Below are 13,859 nucleotides of genomic sequence, written 5' to 3' on the forward strand. Positions count from 1 at the left end.
ATTTTTTATTTAAATAATAATCATGAAACAATAAAAAAGCGAATATCTAATTATACTCGCTTTTTTTATTATTGATTTAATATCATTATTGGATGCTGTAGCCACCATCAATCACTAAATTATGACCTGTAATCATATCGGATGCATCGCTGGCCAAAAATAGTGCGCATGCCGCAATTTCAGAAGGTTCGGCGAAGCGCCTTGCAGGGATTTTTTCTTTCATTTCATCACCTTTTTCACCTTCCCACGCCTTTTTACCTAATTCTGTCATGACAATAGTTGGTGAAATGGCGTTAGTTTGTATGCCTTTCGGGCTCCACTCCAGTGCTAATACTTGGGTTAAACCAATAATTGCCGCTTTACTCGCACAATAGGCCGCATGCTGGTCTAAGGCAATCACCCCCGCTTGAGATGCCATATTAATAATTTTTCCTTTTCCATTATTAATCATTACATTACCCGCAGCTTGGCAAACTAAAAAAGTCCCTTTTAAATTCACATTCATGGTTAAGTCCCAATCGGATTCACGTAAATTTTCAGCGGGAGCAAGCGCTACAATTCCTGCACTATTAACGACAATATCTAGCCGACCATAATGTTCAATGACATGTTCTACCATCTGAGAAACCGCCGTAGAATTTGTGATATCGCATTGAATACCAATTGAATTTCCTAATTTCTCCGCAGTCGTTACCACGTTATCTGACTTATCGATTAGGGCAACTTTAGCCCCTTTTTCAACATACAGTTGAGCAATCGCCAACCCAATACCTGCTGCTCCCCCGGTAATTAAAGCGACCTTGTCATCAAGTGAAAAGTTGGTGTTATAGCCACTAAATTTTTTCATTTTAATTCCTTAACATCATGATGTGATATTGAATATATAGATGAAATAAATATAGTGCCGTCTTAGAGAGACAGCAAAATATTAAACGAAGATTAAATTACTTGGTATTATTAATATAATATTATTGCCAATTAAGTTCTATATTATTCATGTAAAAAAAAGAGATATCTCTCAAATTAAATACCTCACTAAATTCCGAATGGACATATGTTCAAAATAATAATCTAAATGAATATTTGTACTTTATCTTTAACTGTAAAAACCATCTAAAAACCCCTCTATGTTGTAACAGCTCCGTCAAAAATACATTTTTCATTTCCCTATAAATTTCCGGTTAACTGGCGCATAATATTAGTTATATCTAAATTGATATTAAACAATGCCAGCACTGGGTTATTTAGTAAGATATTGAAATGAATATCATTTACACTAAATACTGCATATAAAATTTATAGGTTATTGATAATATGGAAGAAAGTAACTTACTACTACAACTTAATAATATTGGGTATAGCATTGAGGAAAAAACAATTCTTGATAATGTGCAGATTAACTTACAGGCAGGTGACTTCAAACTGATTACAGGCCCTTCCGGCTGCGGTAAAAGTACTTTATTAAAAATAATCGCCTCGTTAATTTCACCAACCCAAGGAACGATTAAGTTTCAAGGGAAAGATATCAACACCATCTCACCAGAAACTTATCGCCAGCAAGTTTCATACTGCACTCAAACGCCCACCTTGTTTGGACAAACTGTGTATGACAACCTCGTTTTTCCCTATCAAATTCGAAAGTTGCCGCTTAATAAAGACAAAATCATCAGTGATTTACACCAGTTTTCTCTGCATGAATCTATTTTAGACAAAGGGATCAACGAACTCTCCGGTGGAGAAAAACAGCGTATTTCTCTTATTAGAAACTTACAATTTCTCCCACAAGTCTTACTGTTAGATGAAATCACCAGTGCCCTAGATGAAGAAAACAAAATTATAGTGAATGAATTTATCCATCACTTAACGAGTGACAAAAAAATAGGCGTGTTATGGGTAACCCATGATCAAGATGAAATCGCTCATACCAATGAAGTTATTACCCTTCCTGTTCATCACAACGAATCATAGGATATCACTGTGCACCAACCAACTATTTCCAATGAATCATTAACCTTTTCTATTCTGTTAGTCCTTGTGGCTATTTTTATTAGTCATAAAGAAAAACTATCCCTTGAAAAAGATATTATCTGGAGTACTTGCCGAGCGATTATTCAACTATTGATCGCTGGCTACATTCTAAAATATATTTTTAATGTTGATCACGAATTGCTCACGATTGCCTTGGTGATGTTTATTTGCGTCAATGCCGCGTGGAACGCTAAGAAAAGAAGCAAATATATTGATAAAATTTATGTTACTGCATTAATTGCCATTACCTCCGGTACATTTCTTACATTGTTAATCTTAATATTAACCAACGCCATCGCATTTACACCTATGCAGGTAATTCCTATCACTGGAATGATTGCAGGTAATGCCATGATTGCAGTAGGATTATGCTTTAATAACCTCGGCCAACGGTTTTCAAGCCAACAACAACAAATTCAAGAAATGTTAAGTTTAGGGGCAACCCCAAAAATTGCTTCTGCTGCTATTATTCGCGACAGTATCCGAGCATCATTGATCCCAACGGTGGATTCAGCCAAAACAGTAGGAATTGTCAGCTTACCGGGTATGATGTCTGGTCTGATTTTTGCTGGAGTTGACCCATTACAAGCGGTTAAATACCAGATTATGGTGACTTTTATGCTGTTAGGTACCGCAAGCCTTTCAACCATACTGGCTGGGTATATGACTTATACAAAATTCTATAACCAACGCCATCAATTATTGGTTACCACACTGAATAAATAATAACCTTCTGCCGCTTATTTATCATCAACGATAAGCGGCACTTACTTAGCATCACTCTTTAACCACGCCCACAGGTAATACTTCAATTAACTGTGCTTTGCTATTTTCATTATCTATCAACTTAAAAATATGATTTAGCATCGTTGGCACGTCCTGTTTAACCATTTCGATGTCATTACCTAATAGTGCAACAAAAGGGTCCCAGTCAAAACAGCCTAAATGGGGTTGACGCGAACCGATATAGCCTTTTTTACCTAACCAATCAATAACCCCTTCTAATGAAATAGTTGAATTGATAAATAAACCACATTTCACTATTTTCTGTGGTTCCTCATTATTCTGTTCAAAAAATCGTGAAAGTGCTTTTTCTGCTTTTTCCGGTGCATAACCACAGGCCAAAATATTTTCTTGTGGAACTGTGATACCTTTTTCATTATGTGCATCAATAAACCCACGAATACGTTCTCGTGTATTGTGGTCATGTTCACGACCACCAATAAAAATTAAAGCTTCATGTGTTGATGTCTGAGATTTATTTTTGCTTAAAATACGTTGTGTTAAATTTTTTGCACCAAGATAGTTGTCTGAAATAACAGAAGGCGCCAACAAGCCTGGTAAGTCTAAATTCAAGGTTGAGACACCAGAAGCTTGGCAAATTTCAGTGATTTTATCCGGATTGGTTGCCCCTGTTGAAACCAACCAATCAACCTGATAAGAAATCATTGCGCGTGCGGCTTCTATTTCTAATTCAGGGTCACGCCGCGTACAGGTAATAATAGGAAATAACCCTCTTTCACGCGCCATTTCCTCAAAATGTTCGACAATAGAACCAAAATAACGGTTGTCATATTTCGGAACTAACATACCGATTATTTTGGATTTATTACTGCGCAATAAGCTGGCTTGCTTATTGACTGCATAATTTTGTTCTTCGGCGATGCGGATCACTTTTTCAGCAAGTTGTGCGCTAATTCGCCTTTTTTGCCAATTACCATTGAGTATTGCACTCACTGCACTCGCTGAAACCCCTGCTAATTCGGCAAGGTCATAGATCGTTGTTTTCTTATTTTGTCTGATCTTTGTCACAGATTCTCATCTCCATTTTTTACTAGCTTGACACCAAAGTCGAAAAGTCGCAATACTGCTACATCGATTGAGCAATATTGAAATTGATGATGCATGATTTGATATACTGCAAAATAAATACTATCAATCCATCGCATGTAGCCACCTATCCATCCCCGTGACTCATTGCTGTTTCATTAATTTCAGGCGCTTTTCATTCTTACATTTCGCTAAAATATCCGATTGGAGTAAATTATGGCCATTTCTATTGAGAACAAAGTCGCGGCAATTACCGGAGCTGCTTCTGGTATTGGGCTTGAATGTGCACGCACACTGATCAAAGCAGGTGCAAAAGTCGTTCTAATTGACCGCGCAGAAGAGCGATTAAACCAACTTGTTGAAGAATTAGGTGAAAATGCAATTCCATTAGTTATCGATTTAATGAAACCGGAACAAGTTGATGGAATGTTAGATGCCATTTTACAAAAAGCAGGCGGTTTAGACATTTTCCATGCTAACGCTGGCGCCTATATTGGCGGCCCCGTTGCTGAAGGTGACCCTGATGTATGGGATAAAGTGTTAAATTTAAATATTAATGCAGCTTTCCGTTGTGTTCGCGCGGTATTACCTCATTTTATTGCTCAAAAATCAGGCGATGTGTTATTCACCAGTTCAATTGCAGGTGTTGTTCCTGTGATTTGGGAACCGATTTACACCGCATCAAAATTTGCTGTTCAAGCCTTCGTCCATTCAACGCGCCGTCAAGTCTCTGAGCATGGTGTGCGTGTTGGTGCGGTATTACCCGGCCCTGTGGTTACTGCTTTACTTGATGATTGGCCAAAAGAAAAAATGGAAGAAGCCTTAGCAAATGGTAGCTTAATGCAACCGATTGAAGTGGCTGAAGCGGTATTATTTATGTTAACTCGTCCACGTAATGTCACTATTCGTGACCTTGTTATTGTGCCTAACAGTGTTGATCTCTAACTTGTCATCCGCAATTCATTGCAGTTAGCACCTTGGAGGGAAAATGAATAATTCACATGCACCATTAAAAGATAACGATAAAGTCGTTATTGGTATCGATGTTGGCACAGGCAGTGCACGCGCAGGTGTCTTTGATATGTCTGGCAATATGTTAGCGTCTGCCAAACATGATATTACACTATTTCGTGACAACGCCAATTTCGCGGAGCAATCAAGTAACGAAATTTGGGAAGCGGTTTGTTATTGTGTCAAACACGCAATGGCATCATCAAAAGCAAAACCACAACAAGTGACTGGTATTGGCTTTGATGCAACCTGTTCACTGGTTGTCATCGGAACAGATACACAACCAATTACAGTTAGCCCATCGAATGACCCTGAACGTAATATTATTGTGTGGATGGATCACCGTGCAACAGAGCAAGCTGAACGTATTAATCAATTAAAACATCCAGTTTTAAACTATGTTGGTGGTAAAATTTCGCCTGAAATGGAAACACCTAAGATTTTATGGCTAAAAGAAAATTTACGTCAATCCTATGATAATGCATGGCAATTTTTTGATTTAGCCGATTTTTTAACTTGGAAATCGACTAATTCTTTAGCTCGTTCAACCTGTACGGTAACCTGTAAGTGGACATATCTAGCCCATGAAAAGCGCTGGGATGCAGATTACTTTCAACAAATTGGTTTATCTGAACTCGCAGATGAAAATTTCGCGCGTATTGGGCAACTTATTGTCGAACCAGGAACGCCTTGTGGTGACGGCTTGACGGAAACTGCAGCTCAGCAAATGGGCTTACTAGCAGGAACTCCTGTCGCCGCAGGTATGATAGATGCTCATGCTGGCGGCATTGGTACCGTTGGTGTTAATGGCGATGCAACCACTAATATGGCCTACGTATTTGGTACATCTTCATGTACGATGACGACCACCAAAGAACCCGTATTTATACCCGGTGTGTGGGGGCCTTATTTCAGTGCAATGGTGCCGGGTATGTGGCTAAATGAAGGTGGCCAAAGTGCGGCAGGTGCTGCAATTGACCAGTTACTTTCCTTGCACCCCGCTTCAGCACAAGCAAAACTCACTGCAAAAGAACAAGGTAAACCCTTGCCTGTTATGTTAGCGGATTTAGTATTAGAAAAAGCATCGTCACCATCGCAGTCTGTTGAGCTAGCTGAAAAAATACATGTTGTCCCTGAGTTTTTAGGAAATCGAGCACCTTTTGCTGATCCTCATGCTAGAGCCGTCATTGCAGGCCTAACCATGGATAACAGCATGGAAAATTTACTTTCTTTCTATGTTGCTGGTGTGTGTGGCATTGGCTATGGGTTACGACAAATTATTGAAGCACAAGCAAAATCCGGTGCTGCTATTGAAAATATTGTCGTCAGTGGAGGTGCTGGCCAACACCCGTTGATCCGTCAATTACTTGCGGATGCGTGCGGTGTCCCTGTGATTTCAACACAAGCCAGTGAGCCTGTCTTACTCGGTTCAGCTATCCTCGGCGCAGTTGCAGGAAAAGTCTGTGACGATGTTGCACAAGCCATGGACCAATTTAGTGCAATTGACCTCACCTATCAAGCCAATGAAGCTTATAAAACTCGGCACGATACAAGATTTACCTCTTTCTTGCATTTACAACAATGTGCTAGAGAATTAAAAGGTTAATATGACGCTGAGTCATATTTATACTAAAGAAAGCCGGCTTACGGCTTTCTTTATTTAGGATGCGTATTACCTATTGCGTTTGATTTAATAAAAGGCATACGTTATCACTCAGTTTTAAAAACAATATCTTGCCCATAACGAATCAACCATTTCTTTTGGCATTAAATCGTAATCTCCCTCAACCATTGGAATAGACATGGATACCTTCCCTTGTTTATCACTATAGGCTTTCACAATGAATTTTTTATACCCTTCTAATCTTGCATTCTTAACTCGAAACACTTCACCACAAACGTAGCCTAAATCACCCTTATCCGCAGTTTGGCGAATAAAATTATATTTCACATTTTTAAATGAAGCGGATTCAGGGAAAGATAAATAGTCTTCAACACTACTTTTTGCCATTTTCACAAGATCTGGTGTAGGGGAATAGTTCAATGTCACCCCTAAAATAAAAGAGCCCCCAGTTAACAATAAAATTGTGAGCAACTTTATAATATTCATATTCTTAAGCTCTCATTTATTCAATAACAAGCCAATTGACCAGGATGACCTAATAGCCCCGCCCAAAAATACACTTAAGTAGTTATCATTAGCCAATTGTAAGTAAATAATAATTATTTTAATAATATCCAGCCTTATCTATATAAGAATACCTTATTAGATAGCTTGTTTTTTCTAATTACTGTCTCCGATAACCACCACCAACAGAGCAAACAAACACAATTAAATTTATAAAGTCTGCTCGTATTTATACTTTATTTTACACATCATATGAGTAAGTATACCAGTATTAAACTAAGAATATAAATAGTACTTGAAACATTAACTGTTTCAATTTGTATTTTTTTAACTAGAGAAGTTTCATTTACCAAAACACAGAAACAATAATAAGCCTTAATTGTTCATCATAGCTTAACAAAAATAAACCCAAATATGTAATAAAACAATTCAATTTAATAATAGTCATGTCTAAATGTTAATTAACTCACTTGGTGAGTACTTAAACTCAATATAAGCGTAAATTAAAATTAAATTAGAATATATTCGTTATTTTCAAATAAGCCATCCTTGCTAGATCTCACCATTAAAAAATAAAAAATACTTAAAATTCAAATTGATATAAAAAACACATTAATTTATGCCATTTGCCATCTTAATTTTTAACCTATTGTTCATTAATCTCTCTTTTCAAACTAAATTAGCCGAGTTATCGCTTCCACCTTAAGCACAATACCACACAACCAATTGATTAATAAAACAAAAACAAACAAAAAGTTAATTAATAAAATGTTAAAATTATGATATTGAACAGTTAACATCAATAATCAATCTCAAAATGCATAAGAATATTTAACAATATCCATATAGTAATTTACCATTAAACTTCCCTATATATCTTCTTTTATCCAATTTTTGATATAACCCACCAATCTAAATTACAGAATATTCCTAGTAAAAATTACTTCTTTTAGCCAATACATAAAATTATCCGGCCAAATTTGACAAAATATTTTTTTTATCTCATGTAGCATTGTTTTCCAAAGAAAAGGGTAAACCATGACAAATATTCAATTACTATTACTTGCAACTAATAACATCAAAAACAACACAGAGCTAAGCCACTCTCAGGAGTCTTATGTATACCAATTTTACTATGCTAACGTCGCAGGTCATTTCGATAGCATTCAAGATTTACTTACCGTATTTAAGCAGCAAACAAGCGCAACATTGGATGCATCGCAGCAATTAGCCGAACAGAGTCAGCAAATATACTCAACAGTTGAGTCTTATTTGGAAGTAGCCGAAAAACGGTATGTTGAAAGGAAAAAATTGCTAACCAATTAAGTTAGCATTTACAGCTGAAAAGGCCTACAAACTAAATGAGGCCTTTTATCGATAATTTTTCTGTTAAGCTTCTATTGCTCTTGTAGCTCTAATTCAGCAATTATAGGTAGGTGGTCGCTAACACTTGACCATTGAAACTCTTTGCTATCTGTTGGGATTTCCATATTTTTCACATCCCAAACCTGGCCTTTAAATGTAAAAATATGGTCAATATCTATCGCTGGGTTTACCGCTGGCCAGCTACGGTAATCAATACCTTTAAATTCAACTGGGTTCCACATATAACGAATTTCTTGAATAGGCTGTTCATTCGCTGTCGAATTAAAATCCCCTGCTAATATTTTTATTGATGCCGCAATATTATCAAATCCCGTATCCGTATCCCCAATACTTGCATCTAAAATATGGCGAACCTGTCCAATGCGAATGGTTGGATCTTTCTGCCAATCAAGGTGCGTTCCCATCACTATAATTGGTGCATCAAAACCTGGTTTTGATATTTGGGATATTAATACAACACGTTGTTCAGCATCACCCGAAGGCAAATTAATTACTTTAGATTTATCAATTTTATATTTTGATAAAATTCCTACACCGTACTCTCCACCATCAAAATCCAGTGCCTTACCAAAAGCAAAATCCATCTTATTGGCTTTAGCGATTTCTTCTAGCTGGTGAACTTTTTTACTGCGGGCTGTTTTATTATCAATTTCTGTTAAAACAATCACATCCGCATCTATTTTCGCAATCGCCTTATTTAACTCATCAAGATTACTGACATCTGATGCCAATTCATTTTTACCAATGTTATACGTTGCAACTTTAATTGTCGGTTTGTTTGAAGTGTAAACTTTATTCGGCGTTCCTCCATCCTGTACTTTTAAAACTTCAGAGCCCGTCATCGATGCCATCGCACCGCAAGAAACTAAAATTGTGGTGGAAATAATTGTTTTTAGTAATTTCATTGTTTTCCCCTGTGAATATCTAATAGGACAAAATAGTGCAAGTTTTGAATAAAATTCTAGCTAAGCTGAATTCGTTAACTTGCAGTTTTCATACATTAACAGAGAATAAAAAAGATGTAGTGACCAAGTCGACAGTCTTATTTCGAGAGAAAAAAAAACTACCGTTATTTATACAAAATAGTGAGTTACCGCACTATTCTTTACTAAAAATAGGCAAGATATTCAATAAAATGTGATGAATAGTCATAAATTAAATTTTACGCACTTTGTCTTGCTTCAAATTTATAGGGGAAAACAACCCCTTCTTTACGTTCAACAAAATCACAATCGACATCTGCAAGCCATTTTTGTAGTCTTTTCGCTGTTTCTCGAGCCATTTTACTGTAATCAATCCGCACGGAAGTCAGTGATGGATGAATGTGATCACAATTTGAAGAACCTTCAACACAAGCAATCGCTAACATTTTAGGTATCTGAATTAAACGTCTCTGGCACTCAAAAATGACGCCAAGCGCAATCATTTCATGGCTGCAAATCACAGCTTCAAGCTCAGGTTGGCGGGTCAACATCTCACTAATTGCCTGACGACCAAAATCCATCGTTGCAACATACGGAGTTGTAATACTTTGATCTGCACTTTGGTTATACGTCAGCATCGCTCGGTTCCAGCCACTTAATTGTTGGCTTTGCATTTTGCTGTCCATTTGAGCGCCAATGTAACCTATTTTCTTATACCCTTTTTGTAACATATAGTTAGTTAAAAAATTAACCGCATCACCAACGTTACTCTTGATATTCAACGTGACTGGATGATTCGACTCCCCTGCAACACTGACAACTGGAATATCTAAATTCTTTAGATAATGAGACACACTTTCTGAATTTACTGTCCCAAAAATAATCAATGCCGCAGGGTTACTCTGTAATAGTGTCGATAAAACTTCAGACTCTTTTTTTTGCTGGTAATCATGGCTACCAATAACGACTTGATAACTATTTTTGTTCAGCGCTTCTTGTAAAGATTGCAGAAAAACTGAACTGGCATTATCACGCAGAGACGGAATTAAAACAGCAACAGTGCGGCTTTGACCAGAAGCCAAAATACCTGCCGCGGAATTAGGTATATAGCCAAGTTCTTCAACCGCAGCATTAATTTTTTCACGTAATTTGTCGGATACTAATTCAGGTGTACGCAAAGCTCGAGAGACCGTCATGGACCCAACGCCTGCAAATTTTGCGACATCCTGCAACGTGACTCGCCCTGTATTTTTTCTTTTTCGTATTTTTTGCATGTAATACTTTTACTTAGCCTAAACTCATTATTAACCCTAAGGTTGTTAATCTTCAATGGACAATTTTCATTCGAATCAAGCGTGCTTTTTGCTTTTTTCGTGCTCTAGATTAAATGCGCTAAAAGTAGCCAATATGGCTCTCTTAAATCTAAAGAAACACTAAAAATCACCAGACCAGATTAACTTACCACAGGTTGAATTTGTTAATCAGCCGACAAGTGTACTCATTTCGTTTTTGTTCGCTATATTTTCTTAAAATGATAGCGCTATCACGAAAATGAAAGATTCAACTAGATAGCGCTACCATAGAACACTACTATTCATTCAACCATTACAAAGATAATAATTTCACTCTACCAGGAGCAACCCGATGCTAACGACATTACTGACCCCTAACGTCATTCAGGTCGTCGACAAAGCCAGTAATTGGCGAGAAGCGATAAAAATCGCATGCAACCCATTAATTAATAATAATTTTATTGAATCGAGATATGTCGATGCAATAATTCAATCACATGAAAAAATCGGTCCTTATTATGTATTAGGGCCAGGAATTGCCATGCCTCACGCACGCCCTGAAGACGGCGTAAACCAATTATCTCTTGGTTTAACCGTTCTTAAACAAGGGGTTGAATTTGGTTCTGAAGGCAATGACCCAATCAAATTATTAATTGTACTCGCAGCAACCGATAGCAATAGCCATATCGGCGCCATCGCAAAATTAGCTGAACTTTTTGATAATCAAGAAGATATTGACAGCATCATGCAATCAGAAAACGTAGATGACATTCTTAAAATCATCGCTAAATATGAATAATTAGATATTAAGGTAAATATTATGAAAATCACTGTTGTTTGTGGAAATGGCTTGGGCACAAGCTTAATGATGGAAATGAGCATTAAGAATATTTTAAAAGATCTGCAAGTCAGTGCAGATGTTGACCATGTGGATTTAGGTTCCGCAAAAGGCACCGTAAGCGATATCTTTGTTGGTACAAGCGACATTGCAGAACAATTAGTTGCTCAACAAGTTGGTGGTGAAATCGTTGCTCTGGAAAATATGATTGATAAAGTTGCAATGAAAGAGCGCCTGACTGTTGCTTTACAAAAACTTGGTGCAATGTAAGCGGAGGCACTATGTCATTTTTTCGTTTTCTGATGCAGGATGTTTTATCTGAGCCAGCCATTCTTGTGGGTTTAATCGCACTTATTGGTTTGATCGCACAGAAAAAACCAGTAACTGAATGTATTAAAGGCACCATCAAAACCATCATGGGTTTTGTGATCTTAGGTGCTGGTGCAGGCTTAGTCGTCAGCTCGCTAGGCGATTTCTCAGCCATTTTCCAACATGCCTTTGGTATTAACGGCGTTGTTCCAAATAACGAAGCTATTGTGTCTATCGCACAAAAAAGCTTCGGCCGTGAAATGGCAATGATTATGTTCTTTGCGATGCTAATCAATATCTTGATTGCTCGCTTAACACCCTGGAAATTTATTTTCCTTACAGGGCACCATACTTTATTCATGTCCATGATGATTGCGGTTATCTTAGCTACCGCAGGAATGGAAGGAACCCTATTAGTGACTGTTGGTTCATTAATTGTTGGTTTTTGTATGGTATTTTTCCCTGCAATTGCCCACCCTTACATGAAAAAAGTAACGGGTTCAGATGACGTTGCGATTGGCCATTTCTCAACGATTTCTTATGTTCTAGCTGGGTTCATTGGTAGCAAGTTCGGTAACAAAGAACATTCAACAGAAGATATGAATGTCCCGAAAAGCTTGCTGTTTTTAAGAGATACTCCTGTAGCCATCTCTTTCACCATGTTCATTATTTTTATCATTACATGCTTATTTGCAGGCGGTGATTTCGTTCGTGAAGTCAGTGGTGGTAAGAATTGGTTCATGTTCTCATTGATGCAGTCCATTACATTTGCTGCCGGTGTCTATATTATTCTGCAAGGTGTGCGCATGGTTATTGCAGAAATCGTCCCTGCATTTAAAGGTATCTCTGACAAGTTAGTCCCTAACGCAAAACCTGCTCTAGACTGCCCAGTTGTCTTCCCATATGCACCAAACGCGGTGTTAGTCGGTTTTTTAAGTAGTTTCGCTGCTGGTGTTTTGGGAATGTTCGTTCTGTATGCATTAAATATGACGGTTATTATTCCAGGCGTTGTACCGCATTTCTTCGTGGGTGCTGCAGCAGGTGTTTTTGGTAATGCAACAGGGGGTCGTCGTGGGGCTATCTTGGGTGCATTTGCTCAAGGATTACTGATTACCTTCCTACCTGTATTCCTATTACCTGTCCTTGGGGATATTGGTATTGCTAATACTACATTCAGTGACGCTGACTTTGGCGCAATCGGAATTTTATTAGGTATTATAGTTCGCTAAGGCAAGACTCCCCATCGCAAATTTGCGATTGGGGAGTCTTTTTGCGGTTACCCTACTTCCCCAGCCAAGCCCCATCTCTGAATAAAAATTCCTGTAACATAATTAAATCATCCGGTGTTACGTGGATCATACCTTCTCCGGGAACATCAATTTCAGCAATCATAAATAGCGCTAACGTGGTTAATGATGGCAATATAAGTATCAACCAATTTTTCCCTTTTGTTCCGCGTATATTGTAGCCAATAAGAATATTTGAACAGATAGCAAAAAAGATCAGTAAAAACCATGTCGCATTAGGAATTTGGTGCCGCCAACTTGCCATCGTTTTTTGTTGAGAAAGGTAAAGGTCACTGAATGCACTTAGTACAGAAGCCACAATAGGGTTCGGTGTTTGACTTGCTTCTTTTACTGCGATTTCCCACAACTGGCTTTGCTTCTCCAAAGAAGTCATCCGCCATTGATTATTTTCGTCACTTATTCCTGACTTAAAAAACTCAATTCGAGCTTCCAAATATTGTTGAATAAGCTGAGAGGCTTTTCCTCTGTCATCAGTACTTAATAGTTGTGCTCGTTGATATGCCGTCCCAATAGCAATAGCTTCATTTTCTTCTGTTTGTTGGCGGTTGTTATAGCCATTAATCGAAATTGATAATACAAATCCTATTAACAATCCTAATAACGATAAAATCGCCCCTAAAATAATTTTAGCTTCATCATCCGTTGCTTCTTCGTGAGCAGATTTACGCTTAAAGATATATTTACCGACGTAGGCTGAAATAACTAACAAGATAAATGTGATAACAAACAAAAGAATGGAATCGATTGGAGAATCATTGATCAGCTCAGAAATATTAAACATCGTATCAACTCATGAAATTTATTTCC

The 13,859-nt window shown here is 37.5% G+C and carries 14 protein-coding genes; 8 read left to right on the top strand and 6 right to left on the bottom strand.

The window, feature by feature from the left end; all coding sequences use genetic code 11:
• Positions 1-85: 85 nt before the first annotated feature.
• Positions 86-847: an SDR family oxidoreductase gene (locus PSE60_RS08475; protein ID WP_272665125.1), complete on the bottom strand. Its 762-nt coding sequence runs from the start codon at positions 845-847 to the stop codon at positions 86-88.
• Between the two features lie 467 nt (positions 848-1,314).
• On the opposite strand from PSE60_RS08475, the gene fetA reads away from it, so the two are divergent.
• Both fetA and fetB read left to right on the top strand, forming a co-directional pair.
• On the top strand, positions 1,315-1,968 hold the full coding sequence (gene fetA, locus PSE60_RS08480; protein ID WP_272665126.1) for an iron efflux ABC transporter ATP-binding subunit FetA: 654 nt from the start codon (positions 1,315-1,317) through the stop codon (positions 1,966-1,968).
• A gap of 9 nt (positions 1,969-1,977) precedes the next feature.
• Complete coding sequence (gene fetB, locus PSE60_RS08485; RefSeq protein ID WP_004910254.1) at positions 1,978-2,754, top strand: iron efflux ABC transporter permease subunit FetB; 777 nt, start codon at positions 1,978-1,980, stop codon at positions 2,752-2,754.
• Positions 2,755-2,805: 51 nt separating this feature from the next.
• Here fetB and PSE60_RS08490 read toward each other — a convergent pair whose 3' ends face one another.
• Positions 2,806-3,840, bottom strand: coding sequence for a LacI family DNA-binding transcriptional regulator (locus PSE60_RS08490; protein WP_210840296.1), 1,035 nt, complete (start codon positions 3,838-3,840; stop codon positions 2,806-2,808).
• A 234-nt stretch (positions 3,841-4,074) separates the two neighbouring features.
• On the opposite strand from PSE60_RS08490, the gene PSE60_RS08495 reads away from it, so the two are divergent.
• Together PSE60_RS08495 and PSE60_RS08500 are read left to right on the top strand one after the other, a co-directional pair.
• Entirely contained in the window at positions 4,075-4,803 is a 729-nt protein-coding gene (locus tag PSE60_RS08495; RefSeq protein WP_004910250.1) for an SDR family oxidoreductase, read from the top strand.
• Between the two features lie 43 nt (positions 4,804-4,846).
• Positions 4,847-6,475: an FGGY-family carbohydrate kinase gene (locus PSE60_RS08500; protein WP_272665127.1), complete on the top strand. Its 1,629-nt coding sequence runs from the start codon at positions 4,847-4,849 to the stop codon at positions 6,473-6,475.
• A 114-nt stretch (positions 6,476-6,589) separates the two neighbouring features.
• Here the strand turns inward: PSE60_RS08500 and PSE60_RS08505 are convergent, their stop codons facing one another.
• Complete coding sequence (locus PSE60_RS08505; RefSeq protein WP_210840294.1) at positions 6,590-6,979, bottom strand: hypothetical protein; 390 nt, start codon at positions 6,977-6,979, stop codon at positions 6,590-6,592.
• A gap of 1,056 nt (positions 6,980-8,035) precedes the next feature.
• Between PSE60_RS08505 and PSE60_RS08510 the strand changes: the two genes are divergently transcribed.
• Positions 8,036-8,323, top strand: a complete 288-nt coding sequence (locus PSE60_RS08510) for a hypothetical protein (RefSeq protein WP_272665128.1) — start codon at positions 8,036-8,038, stop codon at positions 8,321-8,323.
• Between the two features lie 71 nt (positions 8,324-8,394).
• On the opposite strand, the gene PSE60_RS08515 is transcribed toward PSE60_RS08510, so the two are convergent.
• A complete protein-coding gene (locus PSE60_RS08515) occupies positions 8,395-9,288 on the bottom strand; it encodes an endonuclease/exonuclease/phosphatase family protein (protein WP_272665129.1) in 894 nt (297 codons plus the stop codon).
• A gap of 257 nt (positions 9,289-9,545) precedes the next feature.
• Positions 9,546-10,580, bottom strand: a complete 1,035-nt coding sequence (locus PSE60_RS08520) for a LacI family DNA-binding transcriptional regulator (RefSeq protein ID WP_272665130.1) — start codon at positions 10,578-10,580, stop codon at positions 9,546-9,548.
• Positions 10,581-10,950: 370 nt separating this feature from the next.
• On the opposite strand from PSE60_RS08520, the gene PSE60_RS08525 reads away from it, so the two are divergent.
• Genes PSE60_RS08525 through PSE60_RS08535 form a run of 3 tightly spaced genes read left to right on the top strand, consistent with a single transcriptional unit; the run spans position 10,951 to position 12,974 of the window.
• On the top strand, positions 10,951-11,397 hold the full coding sequence (locus PSE60_RS08525) for a PTS sugar transporter subunit IIA (protein ID WP_210840031.1): 447 nt from the start codon (positions 10,951-10,953) through the stop codon (positions 11,395-11,397).
• A 21-nt stretch (positions 11,398-11,418) separates the two neighbouring features.
• The gene (locus tag PSE60_RS08530; RefSeq protein ID WP_004910231.1) at positions 11,419-11,706 is read left to right on the top strand and encodes a PTS sugar transporter subunit IIB; all 288 of its coding nucleotides are present in this window, start codon (positions 11,419-11,421) and stop codon (positions 11,704-11,706) included.
• Positions 11,707-11,717: 11 nt separating this feature from the next.
• Positions 11,718-12,974 carry a PTS ascorbate transporter subunit IIC gene (locus tag PSE60_RS08535; protein WP_036958647.1) on the top strand — a complete coding sequence of 419 codons (1,257 nt, stop codon included), beginning with the start codon at positions 11,718-11,720 and terminating at the stop codon, positions 12,972-12,974.
• Between the two features lie 52 nt (positions 12,975-13,026).
• On the opposite strand, the gene PSE60_RS08540 is transcribed toward PSE60_RS08535, so the two are convergent.
• Entirely contained in the window at positions 13,027-13,833 is an 807-nt protein-coding gene (locus PSE60_RS08540) for a bestrophin-like domain (RefSeq protein WP_272665131.1), read from the bottom strand.
• Positions 13,834-13,859 lie beyond the last annotated feature (26 nt).

Source organism: Providencia sp. PROV174, from assembly GCF_028480685.1.
GTDB lineage: Bacteria > Pseudomonadota > Gammaproteobacteria > Enterobacterales > Enterobacteriaceae > Providencia > Providencia rettgeri.

Bases quoted from the DNA above. Each gene is read 5' to 3' on its own strand.
- PSE60_RS08475 (WP_272665125.1), bottom strand. From the start codon at position 847: ATGAAAAAATTTAGTGGCTATAACACCAACTTTTCACTTGATGACAAG.
- PSE60_RS08520 (WP_272665130.1), bottom strand. From the start codon at position 10,580: ATGCAAAAAATACGAAAAAGAAAAAATACAGGGCGAGTCACGTTGCAG.
- PSE60_RS08495 (WP_004910250.1), top strand. From the start codon at position 4,075: ATGGCCATTTCTATTGAGAACAAAGTCGCGGCAATTACCGGAGCTGCT.
- PSE60_RS08515 (WP_272665129.1), bottom strand. From the start codon at position 9,288: ATGAAATTACTAAAAACAATTATTTCCACCACAATTTTAGTTTCTTGC.
- PSE60_RS08530 (WP_004910231.1), top strand. From the start codon at position 11,419: ATGAAAATCACTGTTGTTTGTGGAAATGGCTTGGGCACAAGCTTAATG.
- PSE60_RS08540 (WP_272665131.1), bottom strand. From the start codon at position 13,833: ATGTTTAATATTTCTGAGCTGATCAATGATTCTCCAATCGATTCCATT.
- PSE60_RS08535 (WP_036958647.1), top strand. From the start codon at position 11,718: ATGTCATTTTTTCGTTTTCTGATGCAGGATGTTTTATCTGAGCCAGCC.
- PSE60_RS08525 (WP_210840031.1), top strand. From the start codon at position 10,951: ATGCTAACGACATTACTGACCCCTAACGTCATTCAGGTCGTCGACAAA.
- PSE60_RS08505 (WP_210840294.1), bottom strand. From the start codon at position 6,979: ATGAATATTATAAAGTTGCTCACAATTTTATTGTTAACTGGGGGCTCT.
- PSE60_RS08500 (WP_272665127.1), top strand. From the start codon at position 4,847: ATGAATAATTCACATGCACCATTAAAAGATAACGATAAAGTCGTTATT.
- fetA (WP_272665126.1), top strand. From the start codon at position 1,315: ATGGAAGAAAGTAACTTACTACTACAACTTAATAATATTGGGTATAGC.
- PSE60_RS08510 (WP_272665128.1), top strand. From the start codon at position 8,036: ATGACAAATATTCAATTACTATTACTTGCAACTAATAACATCAAAAAC.